This is a genomic window from Bacillus sp. RO1 (assembly GCF_012524115.1).
Lineage (GTDB): Bacteria > Bacillota > Bacilli > Bacillales > Bacillaceae_I > Sutcliffiella_A.
Map to the genome: position 1 here is coordinate 1 of NZ_JAAZWB010000038.1, position 16,156 is coordinate 16,156.

The 16,156-nt window shown below is 43.4% G+C and carries 21 protein-coding genes; 1 reads left to right on the forward strand and 20 read right to left on the reverse strand.

The features are described 5' to 3' along the window. Nucleotides 1-179 precede the first annotated feature (179 nt). Nucleotides 180-671, reverse strand: coding sequence for a lactoylglutathione lyase family protein (locus HC179_RS03140; protein WP_168863019.1), 492 nt, complete (start codon nucleotides 669-671; stop codon nucleotides 180-182). A 116-nt stretch (nucleotides 672-787) separates the two neighbouring features. On the opposite strand from HC179_RS03140, the gene HC179_RS03145 reads away from it, so the two are divergent. Beyond that, nucleotides 788-1,105, forward strand: coding sequence for a winged helix-turn-helix transcriptional regulator (locus HC179_RS03145; RefSeq protein WP_168863020.1), 318 nt, complete (start codon nucleotides 788-790; stop codon nucleotides 1,103-1,105). Between the two features lie 66 nt (nucleotides 1,106-1,171). Here the strand turns inward: HC179_RS03145 and HC179_RS03150 are convergent, their stop codons facing one another. The 19 genes from HC179_RS03150 to HC179_RS03235 form a co-directional block, all read right to left on the reverse strand. After that, complete coding sequence (locus tag HC179_RS03150) at nucleotides 1,172-3,214, reverse strand: catalase (RefSeq protein ID WP_168863021.1); 2,043 nt, start codon at nucleotides 3,212-3,214, stop codon at nucleotides 1,172-1,174. A gap of 489 nt (nucleotides 3,215-3,703) precedes the next feature. Beyond that, on the reverse strand, nucleotides 3,704-4,729 hold the full coding sequence (locus HC179_RS03155) for a serine hydrolase domain-containing protein (protein ID WP_168863022.1): 1,026 nt from the start codon (nucleotides 4,727-4,729) through the stop codon (nucleotides 3,704-3,706). Then, a complete protein-coding gene (locus HC179_RS20955; RefSeq protein WP_346775106.1) occupies nucleotides 4,722-5,234 on the reverse strand; it encodes a MurR/RpiR family transcriptional regulator in 513 nt (170 codons plus the stop codon). The genes HC179_RS03155 and HC179_RS20955 overlap by 8 nt, the downstream gene beginning before the upstream one ends. A gap of 139 nt (nucleotides 5,235-5,373) precedes the next feature. Continuing rightward, nucleotides 5,374-5,580: a hypothetical protein gene (locus tag HC179_RS20960; RefSeq protein WP_240948454.1), complete on the reverse strand. Its 207-nt coding sequence runs from the start codon at nucleotides 5,578-5,580 to the stop codon at nucleotides 5,374-5,376. A gap of 748 nt (nucleotides 5,581-6,328) precedes the next feature. Further along, nucleotides 6,329-6,721 carry a DUF1761 domain-containing protein gene (locus tag HC179_RS03165; protein ID WP_168863023.1) on the reverse strand — a complete coding sequence of 131 codons (393 nt, stop codon included), beginning with the start codon at nucleotides 6,719-6,721 and terminating at the stop codon, nucleotides 6,329-6,331. A gap of 32 nt (nucleotides 6,722-6,753) precedes the next feature. Beyond that, nucleotides 6,754-7,689: an AraC family transcriptional regulator gene (locus tag HC179_RS03170; RefSeq protein WP_168863024.1), complete on the reverse strand. Its 936-nt coding sequence runs from the start codon at nucleotides 7,687-7,689 to the stop codon at nucleotides 6,754-6,756. 87 nt (nucleotides 7,690-7,776) lie between these two features. Beyond that, nucleotides 7,777-7,977 (reverse strand): helix-turn-helix domain-containing protein, encoded by a 201-nt coding sequence (locus HC179_RS03175; RefSeq protein WP_168863025.1) that lies wholly within the window; start codon nucleotides 7,975-7,977, stop codon nucleotides 7,777-7,779. Nucleotides 7,978-8,340: 363 nt separating this feature from the next. Beyond that, nucleotides 8,341-8,988, reverse strand: coding sequence for a deoxyribose-phosphate aldolase (gene deoC / locus HC179_RS03180; RefSeq protein ID WP_148987498.1), 648 nt, complete (start codon nucleotides 8,986-8,988; stop codon nucleotides 8,341-8,343). 186 nt (nucleotides 8,989-9,174) lie between these two features. Continuing rightward, nucleotides 9,175-9,438 (reverse strand): EutN/CcmL family microcompartment protein, encoded by a 264-nt coding sequence (locus HC179_RS03185; protein ID WP_168863026.1) that lies wholly within the window; start codon nucleotides 9,436-9,438, stop codon nucleotides 9,175-9,177. Further along, nucleotides 9,435-9,710, reverse strand: coding sequence for an ethanolamine utilization microcompartment protein EutM (eutM, locus tag HC179_RS03190; protein WP_088019922.1), 276 nt, complete (start codon nucleotides 9,708-9,710; stop codon nucleotides 9,435-9,437). The genes HC179_RS03185 and eutM overlap by 4 nt, the downstream gene beginning before the upstream one ends. Continuing rightward, nucleotides 9,711-9,995 carry a EutN/CcmL family microcompartment protein gene (locus tag HC179_RS03195; RefSeq protein WP_168863027.1) on the reverse strand — a complete coding sequence of 95 codons (285 nt, stop codon included), beginning with the start codon at nucleotides 9,993-9,995 and terminating at the stop codon, nucleotides 9,711-9,713. Nucleotides 9,996-10,010: 15 nt separating this feature from the next. Continuing rightward, a complete protein-coding gene (locus HC179_RS03200; RefSeq protein WP_168863028.1) occupies nucleotides 10,011-10,466 on the reverse strand; it encodes an RpiB/LacA/LacB family sugar-phosphate isomerase in 456 nt (151 codons plus the stop codon). A 3-nt stretch (nucleotides 10,467-10,469) separates the two neighbouring features. Continuing rightward, nucleotides 10,470-11,309: a triose-phosphate isomerase gene (tpiA, locus tag HC179_RS03205; protein WP_168863029.1), complete on the reverse strand. Its 840-nt coding sequence runs from the start codon at nucleotides 11,307-11,309 to the stop codon at nucleotides 10,470-10,472. An 11-nt stretch (nucleotides 11,310-11,320) separates the two neighbouring features. After that, nucleotides 11,321-11,599 (reverse strand): BMC domain-containing protein, encoded by a 279-nt coding sequence (locus HC179_RS03210; RefSeq protein WP_064099827.1) that lies wholly within the window; start codon nucleotides 11,597-11,599, stop codon nucleotides 11,321-11,323. Nucleotides 11,600-11,730: 131 nt separating this feature from the next. After that, on the reverse strand, nucleotides 11,731-13,164 hold the full coding sequence (locus HC179_RS03215) for an aldehyde dehydrogenase family protein (RefSeq protein ID WP_168863030.1): 1,434 nt from the start codon (nucleotides 13,162-13,164) through the stop codon (nucleotides 11,731-11,733). 2 nt (nucleotides 13,165-13,166) lie between these two features. Continuing rightward, complete coding sequence (locus HC179_RS03220) at nucleotides 13,167-13,466, reverse strand: EutN/CcmL family microcompartment protein (protein ID WP_168863031.1); 300 nt, start codon at nucleotides 13,464-13,466, stop codon at nucleotides 13,167-13,169. 248 nt (nucleotides 13,467-13,714) lie between these two features. After that, nucleotides 13,715-14,434, reverse strand: coding sequence for a hypothetical protein (locus tag HC179_RS03225; protein WP_168863032.1), 720 nt, complete (start codon nucleotides 14,432-14,434; stop codon nucleotides 13,715-13,717). Then, nucleotides 14,412-15,101 carry a phosphate propanoyltransferase gene (locus HC179_RS03230; protein WP_205825206.1) on the reverse strand — a complete coding sequence of 230 codons (690 nt, stop codon included), beginning with the start codon at nucleotides 15,099-15,101 and terminating at the stop codon, nucleotides 14,412-14,414. The genes HC179_RS03225 and HC179_RS03230 overlap by 23 nt, the downstream gene beginning before the upstream one ends. A gap of 4 nt (nucleotides 15,102-15,105) precedes the next feature. Then, nucleotides 15,106-16,056 (reverse strand): sugar-binding transcriptional regulator, encoded by a 951-nt coding sequence (locus HC179_RS03235; protein WP_168863033.1) that lies wholly within the window; start codon nucleotides 16,054-16,056, stop codon nucleotides 15,106-15,108. Between the last annotated feature and the right edge of the window lie 100 nt (nucleotides 16,057-16,156).

The window sequence follows — 16,156 nt, forward strand, 5'->3', positions numbered from 1 at the left end:
TCCTCCTAGATTGGATATATATTCTATAAACACCGCTGGTGATTTCCGCAAAAGGCTTCGCGTTCCTAGGGGCGCTGCTGGAGCCTCCTCGGCAAGCCTGCGGGGTCTCCACCTAGCGCTATCTCCCTCAGGAGTCTTCGCCTTTTGCTCCTATCACCAGCTAGAAAAGTTGATAATGATTAATAAGCCCCCTCTGAGTATGTTAGCTCATAGGAGTGTGAGTAGATTTCTACCAAATTTCCGAATGGATCTTCACAGTAAACCATGCGATATGGCTTTTCTCCAGGATAATATTCACGTATTGGCATGCGCTGTTTGCCGCCATGCTCTATGATTTTTTCAACAAGCCCTTCTACATCAGGATCTTGAACACAGTAGTGGGAAATTCCTGTCTTCCAGTATTCAAAGTTGTTTTCCGGCTTCTCATTTCCCGGGAACTCAAATAATTCAATTCCAATTTTGTCTCCAGTTGCAAGATGCGCGATGCGGAATTTGCCCCAGCCTTTTCCAAAGACATCTGTGCACATCACACCAATTGCAGAGTCATCCTCCACCACTTCTGCTGGTTGCATAATAATGTACCACCCCATCACTTCTGTATAAAATTTAACTGCCTGCTCCAAGTTAGGAACAGATAAACCTATATGTGAAAAAGTTCTTGGATATCTCATTGTTCTTCCTCCTCAAATAATATAATTTGCTAATAATGATAGGGTAAAATATAATGCATAAATAAAAAAGTACGCACTTTTAGGTAACTGACCTGATATAGAAAGGACTGTTTTATGTGGAACCGACAAATTTCCCAGTAAACCGCGCGCTTAATGTTATCGGTGGTAAATGGCGACCGCAAGTTTATTGTGCCCTTGAAAATGGTCCTAAACGCTTTTCCGAGCTGGAAAGAGACATTCCAGAAATTAATCGAAAGGTTTTAACCGATCAGCTCCGTGAACTTGAGCAATTAGGTATGGTAAAAAGAACGGAATATCCCGGCAAAGTGTTGCATGTAGAATATGAGCTAACAGAAGAAGCACTCACCCTTCAACCGACTATGAAATCGTTGTGTAGATGGGGGACTGGGGAATGCGGGGAAAAAGAAATGTAGACTTAGATACAGATAAAAGCAGCCCAATTAATTAAATCGGGCTGCTTTTTCTTGTTAAGTATTATGTTAAATCTCTTCCCTATTCCAATGTCTATGCGCAGAAACAGCATCCACAAAGCCAGTCACAAACTGGTCCGCTTCATCACCTAGCACCACACCTGGAGCTCCAGAAATCTCTAGTTTCTCCAGCCATTGCTTACCATCATGGGTAGCACCAATTGGTTTAAAGTGATCGTAGGCTTCCTCCACAAAATAAGTGGTTTCTCGGTCAAATTTATTATCAACGTTTTTCCCACCAACCACGTAAAGCGCATCAAACAAGACAGAATCACATGTCAGGAACGTATGGTCCACCTCAAGCTCGACGCCGCCACTACCTTTCACCTTTCCTAACTTGGCACTTATCAGTTCCGGCAGTATTCCCTCCGCCTTTAAAGATTTAAGAACGGATGCTACTTCCTTACCTTGAAAGTCATTAGAAATGATTACCCCCACTTTACGTGTGGCAGGCTTTTTCACCGTATTCTCCTGACTGAGCGCAGGCGATGATTTTGTTACAGAAGAACCTGATCCACTAGGTTTAGTAGCATTAATTGCTACCGCTACAGCTTCTGCAAGCTCCATGCTGACATTTGCAAACATGTCGACCACTTGTTGCCTAACGTCTTTGCTCTTTACTTTTCCAAGCTCAAAGCTGAACGCTTGTTTGATATGATCTTTTTCAGGTTTTGTCATGCTATTCCAAAATAAAGTCGCTTGAGAAAAATGATCCTTGAAGCTGTCACTTCTCGTTCTCACTTTTCTACCTTCGACCTTTTCTTGATAATGGACATACCCGCCTTCCGCTTCACTTGCAGGTCTTGGGGTATTGGAAGCTAATGAATTTTTATGATAGCTTACCGGGCCCCTATTGATCGTATGGCGGCCGTACCCATCACGCTGATTGTTATGGAACGGGCATACCGGCCTGTTGATAGGAAGTTCGTGAAAATTAGGACCGCCTAGTCGAATAAGCTGGGTATCCGTGTAGGAGAATAAACGCCCTTGCAATAACGGATCATTGGAAAAATCAATGCCGGGTACGACATGGCCAGGGTGGAATGCTGCCTGTTCCGTTTCGGCAAACACATTGTCAACATTGCGATTCAATGTTAATTTTCCGATAATCTTTACAGGTACATCTTCTTCCGGCCAAAGCTTCGTCGGATCAAGAATATCAAAGTCAAACTTGAACTCGTCTTCTTCAGGAAGTAACTGTACACCAAACTCATACTCCGGATAATCTCCATTTTCTATAGACTCCCAAAGGTCACGACGATGAAAGTCAGGATCTTTTCCGTTAATTTTCTGTGCTTCGTCCCAAACAAGGGAATGGGTTCCAAGCACCGGTTTCCAGTGGAATTTAACAAAGTGAGCTTTCCCTTCTGCATTAACAAAACGGAATGTATGAACGCCAAAGCCCTCCATCATCCGGAGACTTCTCGGAATAGCGCGGTCTGACATTGCCCACATGACCATATGTGCAGACTCTTGGTTGTTTGCGATAAAATCCCAGAACGTATCATGAGCAGAAGCTGCTTGCGGCATCTCATTATGCGGTTCAGGTTTTAGGGCATGTACTAAATCAGGGAACTTTATCGCATCCTGTATGAAAAATACCGGAATATTGTTTCCAACAAGATCGTAGTTCCCCTCTTCTGTATAGAATTTCGTCGCAAAACCACGTGCATCACGAACCGTTTCCGCCGAACCCCTAGACCCGGCAACCGTTGAAAAGCGCACAAATACAGGCGTTTTGACTGAAGTGTCTTGCAAGAATTTCGCTTTTGTATATCTCTCCATTGATTCATATAATTCAAACTCGCCGTGGGCTGCAAATCCCCTTGCATGGACAATCCTCTCCGGTATGCGCTCATGGTCAAAGTGGGTCATCTTTTCTCTGAAATGGAAGTCCTCCATTAAGGTAGGTCCGCGTTCTCCTGCTTTTAAAGAGAACTCATCCTCTGAGACCTTGACTCCTTGGTTGGTCGTCATTGTCTTCCCTTCATCCTCTACACGATACTGTTCTAATTGGTCATGTTTGCTTTGCTCGTTTACTTTTTTACTCACTTCGCCGCTCCACTCCTTAAATTAGACTATGTAAAAAAGGACATACCTCTTTAACCTACCCTGTTAAATACTGGTGCAAACGGTATGAAAGTAAAAGTTAGGAAAATGGATAAAGTTTACCAGGACTTTCTTCTCTTAAAGAAGAACAGGCGGCTACAGGATGGTATTTCGGTCGTCGTTTTTTTGTTAGTTTATGTCGAATGGCATATATATGAGGAAAAGTGGATAATAAATTAAATATTCGGACAATAAATTGAAAAGTTGGATAATAAACTTTAAAATTTGGCTTATAAAACCAGCTGTGCAAAACTAACCTAAAAAGGCATACACCCCTGCTAAGAGTGCATGCCAAACAACTATTTCCATACTTTTAAAAGATTTTACCCCGTTATTTCACAGCACCTGCTGTCAGGCCATCCATAAATTGCTTAGATGCGACAAAGAATAAGATAATCACACCGTGAATCCCCCTTGTTTTTAAAAGAATATTTATGAAGTCTCCCCTCGTACGTAGGAGTAAATCATCGAGTGTAACGTTTTTCGGATGGTTCTTATTTTCGTCGTCCTGCCGTAATGAACAGCATTGGTCAGAAATGCCACGATTATTTCTTCTTGTGGGTCAATCCAGACGCTGGTTCCCGTGAACCCCGTATGGCCAAATGAACCTATTGACCAGTTGGGCCCGCATGATAACGCGTCCCCTTCTCCGTTCCAAACTTCAAACCCTAATCCCCGATTATTTTGCTTATGGCCAGTTGCCATTCGCATTAAGTTTGGTGGTACAACGTCCTGTTCCTCTGGATATAAAAAGTGCTTAGAGAACATGGCAATATCCTTCCCAGTGGAAAATAACCCGGCACTGCCGCTCACTCCTCCTAGGTGCAAGGCTTTTTCATCATGAACTTCTCCTTGTATATAGCGAGTTCCGAATTTCTCTGTTGAGGCAGTAAACGCTTTCACACTTGGTGGAGGTTTGTAGCCTGTGTTATGTAATCCCCAAGGTGTAAAAATGTGTTCCTTCGTAAAGATATCAAGTGGCTGATCAGCAATTTTCTCAATGATTTTTCCTAACAAAATCATTCCCAGATCACTATAAGCAACAGAAATTCCAGGCTCCTGATGAAGCTTGGTCTGATAGATTAAATCCATCACATCCCTTTGTCCATCCCTTGCCACATATGGAAGGTCTGGCGGTAGCCCGGAGCGGTGGGTCAGCAGGTCCTCTACCTTCACTTTTTCATGTTTGAAATCAGGCAGATAATGTTGCACCTGCTTTTCAAGGTGCAAGTCTCCTTTGCTCCACAACAATAGACTTGCAGGTAGAGTTGCCACCACTTTTGTCAGGGAGGCAACATCAAATAAAGTATTTTCCGTTACGGGATAATTGTGTGCATCTCCCCCAATAAAGCTACCGACTGCTTTGTAACACAGAAGTTGCTTCTTTTTGCTCACATAAAGGACCGCTCCTGGAAGCTCCTTGTTTTCTATCAACCTATCGATATAATTTTTATACATGCCGCTTGGACGCCTCCACTGCTTTACGCGTTTTATCCAACGCTTTGATATTCCGGTCTTGATCCAGCTTCATGACGCCGAAAAAGAGTATATCGATGACATTCAGCTGGGCAATTCTGGAGCTCGTTGCACCACTTCGTACATTTCTCTCCAAGCTTGTCGTGTTCAGCTTCACATCTGCAACGGCCGAAGTCGGATTCTCTCCTGACCTTGTCAAAGTAATCACAGATGCCCCGTTCTCTTTTGCTACCTTCAGCGATTCGATGATATCCTCCGTATGACCGCTATAAGATATCCCAAATGCTACATCCGCTTTCGATAGGTTGGCAGCAATGGTCACCTGGGTATCTTTGTCATAGGCCGCTTCACACCATCTGTTAATGCGGGTTATCTTCTGTTTAAAGTCCATAGCAATAATTCCAGATGCTCCAATTCCACAAACGACAACGATTCTTGCTCTTGAAATTAACTCAATGGCCCTCTCTAACTCTATTTCATCCAACACACCGCTGTGTTATGGATTGCCTGAATATTATTTTGAGAAACAGAGTGAATCATGGAAGATACTGAGTCATCTCTTGGAATATCCTCATAACCCTCCAGCTTTTTCTCTGCTTTCGCCTTTGCCAAATCGTAGGCAATTTTTACTTTAAGTTCTTTAAACCCCTTACATTGGAGCGAGCGGGATTGTCGGATAATGGTCGCTTCAATGTAAGGGTACTCTCAGCAAGCTTCTGAATGGATATGTTTACAACGTCCGCAGGTTTTTCTAAAATGAATTCTGCTACTTTTCGTTCTGATGGTTTGAATGTATGCAAACTTTCTTGGATAAAAATCAGTTCTCTTTTCATATAGCATTCTTTTTTTTCAGATATTTCTTACTTTTAACTTTATTAAATATAGTTTCGTAAATCAATTATTATTTTGTAGTTTTATTTTGCAAGGGCAAGGTAGGCAATACAATAGAGCATATTGTTAACACGACCTAAAAACCACGTCCCAAAAATCCTAATCTTTTGGGACGTTTTCTCGCTTTTAGCATAGCTTTGAAATATTGGCCTTGGCTTGATCTTTCCTTTGCTCTCATCTTTGACTATTTTAATAGAATCCCTTGTCACCAAGAGATTCATATTGGCGATGAAGGCTTCTCTCCTCCTGATTCCTCGTCACCGAGGTCTTCATAACCCCAATGAAGACCTCTCCCCTCCTGATTCCTCGTCACCGAGGTCTTCATAACCGCGATGAAGACCTCTCCCCTCCTGATTCCTTGTCACCGAGGTCCTCATAACCGCGATGAAGACCTCTCTCCTCCTTTTTCCCTGTCACCGAGGTCTTCATAACCCCAATGAAGACTTATCTCCTTCTGATTTCTCATCACCGAGGTCTTCATAACCCCAATGAAGACTTCTCTCCTTCTGATTTCTCGTCACCGAGGTCCTCATAACCTCGATGAAGACCTCTCTCCTCCTTTTCCTCGGCACTGAGGTCTTCATCCCAACGATCAAGAATGACTCAGAAGACTATTCCATTATTTAATAATTTATTAAACAATAAAAAAACACTACACCGGAAATGAACCCGCATAGTGCTTATTTAACCTTACATGCCATTTATGACTCCATGAATCATACCTAGTAATGTGAATATGATGAGATGGTCTCCTACAGCAATATAGAATGCTTTTTTAGTTACCAGCCCAAACAATGTATTTTTTAAATAGACTAGAGTAATTATTATTCCTATTAATAATCCTACAATCAGACCGCTCAGGATACCTTCTGCTCCTGCTGCCTGCACGAAAGATGCTACTATAAAAGAGCTGACAAATGCAATTATTATAGACACTATATATTTAAGCGGGCCTTCCGTCTGTTTGAATTGCGTGTCTTTCTTTTTTCCAAGCATAATTGTGTAATAGATTCCTCCATAACATGCATACAGAAGAGCACCTATAAGTATCGCAACAACATTTAATTCGGACCAATCCATCATTTTTTCTATTCTCCTCTTTTTCGCTTATACTCTTATTTCGGCTCAATGGCTAATGAAATGGCCTTCACTCTGACATCCACTTCCAAGCTGCCTTTTTTAGGTTCTATGGATATAAGTTCCACAGGGTTATCCAAGTATTTATATCCGCTTTTAGGAAGCCAAAAGCTGTATAGCTCCGAGTAGCACTCTATCAGCCTATTCCTTTCCATATAATCTACAGGCTCATCGAACTCATAGACTACATGCTTTCCCCCTTTAAAGTGATAGGTCACTAGAGTATCATCCATCAACCCTTCTACAGCTAGATGACAATCATATCTGCTCATTTCCGCTGGAGTTATATATGGATTATTTTTAGGCACTCCAAACATGACTGTGTTTACCGTAATAATATCTCGAGCCTTTGCCCAATGGTACACCCTTTCCCAAACATCCGGTATCCCTTGTGTGTAAGGGCCGACATTTTGCTTTTTTACAGTTGTGCAGGCTGGAAACTCCATGATCTTTACTTTTTCAAGATTGAGCCACTGGAACTTAGTATATCCCTTGTTGGCTTGCTGTTCTTGCTCCATGTTGCGAAGCTGTTTAGATTTCTTGCTATTATCAGCATATTCTCTCGGGAATCTCTCTAAATAAGCACCTTCTCTCCATTTAGTGGGATTGCATTGAAAAAATGTATGAAAGGAAGTAATGAAGTAGGAAAGAGAAGTAAAGCCACACATGAACGCAATTTGAGTAATAGGTATGCTATGTTCATATATTAAAAGATGCGCAGCTTTTTCCATTCTAAGTCGCTTTACATAGTTAGCAGGAGTTTCCCCAACATGAGCTTTAAAAAGTCGTTGAAAGTGAAAGGGAGAGTAAGTAGAGATGGATGCAAGCTCTTCGAGGTTTAGGGAGCTTTCTAGATTATTTTCTATGTAATCTACCATTTGATTTATCAGTTTCTCTTGTTCTGAAGTATGCATCTTATTTCTCCTTAGTAGGGTCTTCTTATATTTATTATAACCAAATGAAAGGAACCGAATAAACATCCGGTTCCTTTCATGATTATATTATATGGACATATCTCCTACAGCGAAAGAGCATCGTAACACTTCAGAGAGTTTATGTAAGGTGGATACCTGCACATCCAGGGTTCCAGCTTCTATTGCAGCGATGGTGTCTGCCGGCAGTCCTGTTAGCATGGCAAGTTGATCTATTTCTATGTCTTGTCTTGTTCTTGCATTCTTTAGTTGATTTCCAATGTGTTTCACCCTAATCCCCCTCTGGAACTACTTAATGATTGAAAGCGTTTGCATATAATTATATTATAATAGTTTGAATTTTTCAATATTAAAGTTGTCTTCATTTACACCGCTGTTGATTTCCGCAAATGGCTTCGCTTTCCTAGGGGCTGACGTGAGCCTCCTTCGGCTACGCCTGCAGGGTCTCCACCTAACGCTATCTCCCTCAGGACAAGGAAGGCTTCGGCAGCGAAACATCGCACGAAGAAAATGCGTAGCATTTTCGAGGAGTCTTCACCTTTTGCTCCAATCACCAGCTAGGTTACCTCATTGATTATAAAACAACAGGATGCAAGGAGATTATCCAAAAGCATCCTGTTACCTTACTTAAGCTTAGTAGCCAGTCCCTTTTCCACCTGTTACGATGGCGATACCGGAGCTAGCACCGATTCTGGTTGCACCTGCTTGAACCAACTTCCTTGCCGTATCCAGGTCACGTACGCATGCAGAGGCTTTAACGCCCATGTCAGGGCCGACTGCTTCGCGCATAAGCTTGATGTCTTCAGCTGTTGCACAACCTGGTCCGAAGCCTGTGGAAGTTTTGACGAAATCTGCTCCAGCCATTTTTGCTAGAATACAAGCTTTTTTCTTTTCTTCTGTTTCCAAAAGACCCGTTTCAATGATGACCTTAACTGGTGCATAACCCTTAGCAGCAAGCACTACTGCTTCGATGTCTTTTTTTACCGTTTCAAAGTCACCTGATTTAAGGGCACCTATGTTCATAACCATGTCAATTTCCGTTGCGCCACTTGCAATGGCATCGCGTGTCTCGGAGACTTTCACAAAACTATTGGTAGCTCCTAACGGGAAGCCGACTACCGTTGTAATACCTACATTAGAACCCTTCAATTCTTGAGCAGCTGTGGAAACCCAGTAAGGATTCACACATACTGTTGCAAAATTGTATTCTTTCGCTTCTTCACAAAGTTTGACGACCTGCTCTTTCGTACTTTCTGGCTTTAGCAGCGTATGGTCGATCATTCGTGCGATAGAAGGCCCTGTGATTAGGTTGGATGATGAATTTGTAAAAGAATTCCCATTTGTTGAAGTTGTATTGGAAGCTGCAGGTTTTCCTTCTGCAAGCTGTTGTTTATTTGTCAGTTGTTCCATGATTTGATTCGTAATTTGTTCCACCAATGCTTCCATTTGCATTGTGTTCACCTCGCATTATATTAATCGGTCGACAATCCCGGCAATGACGGCATCAAAAGAACCTTTGGGGTCTTCTAATATATCCCTTGCCGCTCCACCTTCTTCTAGTATCAGCACATAGTCGCCCACTCCTGCATGAAAGCGATCGAAAGCAATCATGGCCTCGCCGCACTCCTTGCCTGCAGCATCTACAGGGATAACGACCATGAGCTTTTTATTTTGATGACTTGGTGTTTTAATCGTCGAAACGACATTTCCAACGACTTTTGCTAGTTTCATAGAGTGGTAGGAAGGATTTTCTCGATATCGGAATGTGGTCTTGGAATCACATGCACAGATAGAAATTCACCTACACGTTGAGCTGCATCTGCTCCCGCTTCTGTTGCTGCTTTAACAGCTCCTACATCACCGCGTACCATGACAGTGATTAACCCGCCGCCAACTTGAACTTTCCCTACTAAAGATACGTTTGCGGCTTTCATCATCGCGTCTGCTGCTTCAATTGCACCTACTAGACCTTTTGTTTCAATCATCCCTAATGCGTTACTCATTTATATTTCCTCCATTCGTTTTACGTTGTAATAGTCAATGATTCCAAGTATTCCTGCGTCTGATGCGACAAGTTCTTTGTTCAACGGCAGAGAGGATTCCCTGCTTTTTGCAAGATAAACAAGGTCTCCTTCTCCCGATTGACCGATAGTATCAATAGCAACAAGTGGTTTTCCTTTATCCTGCAACTGATCATCTACTGGTTGGACAATTAATAGCTTCAACCCTTTGAGATTTTCGTCTTTATGGGTACAGATCATATTTCCAATCACTTTTGCTACAAACATGTTTTAAACCTGCTTTCAGCGTTTAATAAAACGACTTTCAATTTCCATTACTTTTGTGACGCGACGATCGTGGCGGCCTCCTGCAAATTCGGTTTCCAGCCATTTTTTCACCAATTGCTTGGCAAGGCCTTCCCCGATGAACTGACCACCGATGGATAAAACGTTGGCATTATTGTGTTCTCGGCTATTGATCACAGAAGACAGGTCCCAGCATACTGCTCCTCGCACTCCAGGTATTTTATTCAATACCATACCGCTTCCTACCCCCACACCATCAATCATGATGCCGACGTAATCTGGATTGGTCGCGACACACTCTCCAACAAGGAATGCAATATCTGGATAATCTACTGATTCTTTGGCCTTGCAGCCGAAATCAAGGTATTCGTATCCAAGCTCTGTCAAATAGCCTTTTAATGCTTCTTTTAGCTCGTATCCACCATGGTCGCTACCAATTGCAACTTTTTTCATTTTCTATGCTCCTTTGGCAAATACAGCGATTATTTTCTGAAAAGAATCAACCTGTAAGCTTGCACCACCGACAAGAACTCCATCAATATCCTTCATTGCTTCGAATTCTTGTGCATTATTGTCATTTACAGATCCACCATACAAAATACTGACTCTCTCGGCATTCTGTTTATCAATATGAGCTAGGACGGCACGGATATATGCATGGATACGTTGCGCTTCCTCCGCTGTTGCCGATTCCCCGGTCCCGATTGCCCAAACCGGCTCATATGCAAATATCACCTGAGATACATTGATTCCATCCATGGCGCCGAGTATCTGTGTGGTCAAGACCTTTTCTGTTTGATTCTGTTGTTTTTGTTCTAAGGTTTCCCCAATACAGATGATAGGGGTCAGACCCCTTTTTAATGCTTGTTTTGCTTTTTGGTTCACAGTTGCATCATCTTCTTGTGCATATTGCCTTCTTTCGGAATGTCCGATGATGCAGTAGGAGCAGCCAATATCTTTTAACAGGCTTGCTGCCGATTCGCCTGTGTATGCACCTTTATCTTCTTGGTGAACATTTTGGGCACCAATTTGTATCTCTTTATTTTGTCCTTGTACGTAAAGCTTTGCCGGATACAGGAGTGGGGCAGGTGGGCAAACCACCACTTCCACTCCTGTTCCTTCTTTAAGCTGTTGTAAAAACTCCAGTGTTTCCTGAATGTTCTTGTTCATTTTCCAATTGGCGATGACGTATTGCTTCCTGCCTGTACTGGATGGCAAATTGCTCAGTGAGCTTGCTGATTGCTGTACTGCCTCTTGGACAAGTTGTCTAATATAGGCTTTTATGGATTGATCCATCCTACTCTACCTTATTTCGCTGCCGGTAAAATTCCGTTTACTTCGGAGTTTGGACGTGGGATTACGTGTACAGATACCAGGTTTCCAACTCTTCCTGCTGCATCTGCTCCTGCTTCTGTTGCTGCTTTAACCGCACCTACATCCCCGCGAACCATTACAGTTACAAGACCGCCGCCTACGAATTCTTTTCCTACAAGTGTTACGTTTGCTGCCTTTACCATTGCGTCTGCTGCTTCGATTGCCCCGATAAGACCTTTTGTTTCGATCATTCCTAATGCTTCTTGACTCATTTGAATTCCTCCTAATGGTTGTTTAATAGTTTTGGATTTTGATTTGGATTGCTTTTTCACTTTTTCAGGTGGTTCCACAGGCTGTCCCTCTTGAGGTAATTCATTCAGTTCTGCCATTGTTCATCCCCCTCCTAAATGATTCTGAAGCCATCTACCAGCACACAGCGTCTTTGGCGGGTAAAGGTTTTGGCTGAAGTCAGCCCCTCTCCCGTCGGACCAGCAATGGTAAGGGTGGTAAACCCTTCACTTTGATAGCCTAGACCTGCAACAGATGGACCGTTTTTCACAAAGATGGTCGCTTGAATTTCTTTAGCCATCTTTGTCAGATTAGTAACATTCTGAGAATGCATGATAGCAGTGTGTCTGTTGCCTTTTTCAGCTTTGACCGCCAGGCTGATTGCTGTATCTACATCTGCCACCCTGACAATCGGCAGAATCGGCATCAGCATCTCTGTGTGTACCAATGGGTGATCTTCCTTTGTTTCCGCAATGATGAGCTTTACATTGGCGTCTGCCCTGATGCCTGCCGCTTCGAGTAGGACGGATGCGTTCTTTCCGATAAATTCGCGGTTCGGATAGTATTTATCGCCTTTTTTAATTAAAATTTTCCCGAGAAGCTTGTCCAACTGGTAGCCTTTCAGTTCGATGGCACCATTTTTAGTCATCTCACTTTTTAAGGTGTTGGCTACTTTTTCGACAACAAACACTTCTTTTTCAGCAGTACAAAGGACATTGTTATCAAAGCTTGCGCCCGTTACGATGTCTTTTGCAGCCTTGGAGATGATTGCTGTTTCATCCACGACCACCGGTGGGTTCCCAGGACCTGCAGCGATTACTTTTTTCCCGGCACTCATTGCCGCCTGTACCACGATCCCACCTCCTGTAACGACTAACGCCTTTACTTTCGGGTGCTTCATCACTTCGTTTGATGTTTCAATATTTGGGTTTGCAACAGAAGTAAGTGTGTTGGCTGGACCTCCAGCTGCCACAATCGCCTCATTCAAAAGCTGCATCGTTTTAATCGATACTTGCTTGGCACTTGGATGCGGGTTGAAAACCACTGCATTTCCTGCCGCTACTAGAGAGATAGAATTGTTGATAATCGTTGCTGCAGGGTTGGTGGATGGCGTGATGGCGCCATATACGCCAACCGGTGAATATTCGACAAGGGTCAGACCCCCGTCTCCTGAGTAGGTGGTGGCTACAATGTCCTCCACCCCTGGCGTCTTATTGGCAGCCAAAAGGTTCTTCGCCACCTTATCTTCCACACGCCCAAGCCCTGTTTCATTCACGGCAAGTTCTGCCAACGCTTTCGCGTGCTCTCGGCTTACTTCCCGCATCTTTTTGATCATGTTCTTTCTTATTTCAAGTGAAGTTGCTCTCAGTTTGTCCCATGCTTCTGTTGCAGCTTCTGCCGCTTCATCGACGGTTTGGAACACGCCATTTCTAAGTGGAACTTCGCTATTTCCCTGTTCCTTGGAAGATGAAGGCTGCTTGCTTTCATTACCAAGCTGAGCAAGCACTTGTGCAACCATTTCCTTTATGTCGCTTTCCTTTAACTGCATAGTTAATTACCTCCTTTTGAAAAGGTCAAGGATCCGTTAAGTTCAATCTGATCCACAATTCCCACGATGGCGGCGTCGACCGGTACCCCGTTCGTTATTTCCGTTTGTCTCGCAGAGCTTCCGCTTACGACCAGTACCACTTCACCCACACCAGAGCCCACGGTGTCGATGGCCACAATGGGTTTGCCGTCTTCCTCGATGCTTTTCATGTCTAGTGGTGTGATGATTAGTAGTTTTTTTCCTTTTAGTTTTTCCGCTTTGGTGGTAGCGACGATGGAGCCTGTCACTTTTGCTATGATCATGAGTGCGTTGCCTCCTTTCTAGGAGCATGTTGCTTATTCTTAAACTCTAACCGTTCCTTTTCGCTGCAGGCACACGCTTTCCGCGGGGCGACCTTGAGCCTCCTCACAACGCTTCAGGGGTCTCAACATTGTCGCTACTCCCCCGCAGGACAAGGAAGGCTTCGGCAGCGAAACATCGCACGAAGAAAATGCGTAGCATTTTCGAGGAGTCGAGTGCCTTCCGCTCCAATCCACTAATCTCTTCAAACCTATGTTTCTTTTTGTATATCAATCTTCATTTCTCTTGCCATGTCTTTGGCAACGGGGGTGATTTTGCTTTCTTTTGGAACGGTGATGCTTTTTACGTTTGCCCTTGCTGCATGTTCAATGTGCTTCGCCTTGATAAGCGGTTGCTTTTCCTTGTAATGTTGGAGCTGTTCTTTTGCTGTGCGTACAAGCTGATTTAAGGGTACCCACTTCACTTGGTCTTTTTGAGTGGTACGCATGTAACCTTGTAATTTCTCCTGAACGGAATGTGGTGCAAGAATCTGTTGGTATACTCCAAGCTCCACTTCGTTGTTAGCAATGACGATTGGCTTGCCTAACAGCTGAAATTGGATCGCTGTGTGGGCCGTTCGATCATCATCCATCATCAATGCAAGCTTTGATACTAATTGAAAAGAGGCAACCGGGAGGATAAGCAGGTCTGTAGTATTCCAGAGCTTCTCTAAATCTCGCTGATTTGCTTGAGCCAAAGATAAAACCTCCTGCTCCCCATCAAGTTGTTCCTCCCAATCCTTTGATGCTACTAATTTCACCGCAAAGGATTGTTTGATTTCCGTAACCGCTTTCAAAATCAGTTCTGGATTAATAGAATGATAATTTAATAGGACGGTTATGTTCGGCTTTTTTTCCTCGTTGCCCTGCTCGGAAATGTACGCTTCGACCGCCTGTCTGACAAGTTCCTTAACTTTTTCCTTTACATCCACAGCCACAACCTCCCTCCATATCTGGAGAGCATTTAATGGCAGTGATTTCGCCAAGCTGACCATTTTTTATATTGGCAGCATTTGCCTCATCAAGATCAATGTGCATTTCCAACCTGTATTTTGGGGAGACCCTGATAAGGACATTCGTGTAAGTGACGCCTCTGGGACCGTCCACTTTAATGTCCACCATATCTCCGTCTTTCACACCAAATCTAGTCCCATCCTCTGGATGCATATGAATATGACGGGAGGCACAGATCAATCCTTCGTCTAACTTCAATTGTCCTCTTGGCCCCATGAGAGTGATGGACTCTGATCCTTCTAATTCTCCAGACTGACGAATTGGCGGTGTTACCCCTAATGTAAATCCGTCAAAGAGTGAAATTTCCACTTGGGTTTTACCCCGCGCCGGGCCTAATACCCGTACATTTGGGATTCTCCCTTTTGGACCAATGAGTGTTACTGTTTCTTTCGCAGCAAACTGGTTGGGTTGCGAGAGCTCCTTCAGCTTTTTTAGTTCATAGCCCCGCCCGAATAGCCGTTCCACATGCTCAGGAGACAAGTGGACATGCCGGTTAGATACAGCAATCGGGACCTGTTTCTTGGCTGTTTGCATGGTGTTTTGAACCACCTGTTGCACCAGCGCCTTTATCGTTGCTCGATCCATGATTTTATCTCTCCCCCATTTCCAACAAAGCTTTGGCTGTGTACTGATCGGTTATGAGGACATTGGCATATTTACTGTTGAGTGCCCCCAATATGCCTTCCATCTTTTTATTTCCCCCTGCTACAAGAATGCTATATTCTTTTTCAGCAAGTTGAGAAAGCTCAATGCCAATAGTTCGTTCGTTCAATGATTGATTGCTGATGTGTCCGTTTATATCGATGAACCGTGAGCAGATATCTGCCACTGTTTCGTTTTTCTTTAACGTTTCCACATCACTGTCCAAAAAGTAACCCGCTCTCATCAGAGTGGATTGCTCCCCAGCTTCCCCAACTGTATAAATAGCGATATTAGCCTTTTTCCCAAGCTCTAAAACCTTATTAATGTGACGGTCAGCGACTATTGCCTGCTTTACGACAGGATGATCGACTACTGCCGGCACAGGCAGAAAGTGTGGTGTAGTATGGAAAGCCGTTGCCAGTCCATTAATAATGTCTGAGGCGTGCGTATTTAATTCCGAATAACTAACGCCGCCATTCAACTGCACGATTTCCACATCATGCACACTTTTAGGCTTAAGCTGCTGAGATAATTGGTACAGCGTTGTGCCCCAAGTGATACCGATTGTATCACCAGTTTTGACAATGCTGTATAAATACTCAGCTCCTGCCTCCCCGATTTTCTGTTTGATATGACTATCTTCATAAGCTGGTACGGATGCAACCACGCAATCCTTCAGTTTATATTTTTCCATGAGTTGGGAAGCCAGCCCGTTCAAATCTTCTGTTGGATCACAAATCTTGATATGTACAACCCCATCTTGTTTTGCCTGATCAAGAAGACGGGATACGGTAGGGCGAGATACCCCCAGCTTCTTGGCAATTTCTTGCTGGCTATAATTAAAGAGATAGTACATTTTAGCCACTTCTACCAAACGGGCTATCTTTTCATTTTGCATACTCACTTCACCCGATTTTCAAATTATGTTCATGATAAGCGTACAAAATTGCTTAGAATCATGGTGACGCTTGTAGAATGATAGTCTTATTCTAAGCAAA

Bases quoted from the DNA above. Each gene is read 5' to 3' on its own strand.
- HC179_RS03140 (WP_168863019.1), bottom strand. From the start codon at position 671: ATGAGATATCCAAGAACTTTTTCACATATAGGTTTATCTGTTCCTAAC.
- HC179_RS03155 (WP_168863022.1), bottom strand. From the start codon at position 4,729: ATGTATAAAAATTATATCGATAGGTTGATAGAAAACAAGGAGCTTCCA.
- HC179_RS20960 (WP_240948454.1), bottom strand. From the start codon at position 5,580: ATGAAAAGAGAACTGATTTTTATCCAAGAAAGTTTGCATACATTCAAA.
- HC179_RS03165 (WP_168863023.1), bottom strand. From the start codon at position 6,721: ATGATGGATTGGTCCGAATTAAATGTTGTTGCGATACTTATAGGTGCT.
- HC179_RS03170 (WP_168863024.1), bottom strand. From the start codon at position 7,689: ATGCATACTTCAGAACAAGAGAAACTGATAAATCAAATGGTAGATTAC.
- deoC (WP_148987498.1), bottom strand. From the start codon at position 8,988: ATGATCGACCATACGCTGCTAAAGCCAGAAAGTACGAAAGAGCAGGTC.
- HC179_RS03185 (WP_168863026.1), bottom strand. From the start codon at position 9,438: ATGAAACTAGCAAAAGTCGTTGGAAATGTCGTTTCGACGATTAAAACA.
- eutM (WP_088019922.1), bottom strand. From the start codon at position 9,710: ATGAGTAACGCATTAGGGATGATTGAAACAAAAGGTCTAGTAGGTGCA.
- HC179_RS03195 (WP_168863027.1), bottom strand. From the start codon at position 9,995: ATGTTTGTAGCAAAAGTGATTGGAAATATGATCTGTACCCATAAAGAC.
- HC179_RS03200 (WP_168863028.1), bottom strand. From the start codon at position 10,466: ATGAAAAAAGTTGCAATTGGTAGCGACCATGGTGGATACGAGCTAAAA.
- tpiA (WP_168863029.1), bottom strand. From the start codon at position 11,309: ATGGATCAATCCATAAAAGCCTATATTAGACAACTTGTCCAAGAGGCA.
- HC179_RS03210 (WP_064099827.1), bottom strand. From the start codon at position 11,599: ATGAGTCAAGAAGCATTAGGAATGATCGAAACAAAAGGTCTTATCGGG.
- HC179_RS03215 (WP_168863030.1), bottom strand. From the start codon at position 13,164: ATGCAGTTAAAGGAAAGCGACATAAAGGAAATGGTTGCACAAGTGCTT.
- HC179_RS03220 (WP_168863031.1), bottom strand. From the start codon at position 13,466: ATGATCATAGCAAAAGTGACAGGCTCCATCGTCGCTACCACCAAAGCG.
- HC179_RS03230 (WP_205825206.1), bottom strand. From the start codon at position 15,101: ATGGATCGAGCAACGATAAAGGCGCTGGTGCAACAGGTGGTTCAAAAC.
- HC179_RS03235 (WP_168863033.1), bottom strand. From the start codon at position 16,056: ATGCAAAATGAAAAGATAGCCCGTTTGGTAGAAGTGGCTAAAATGTAC.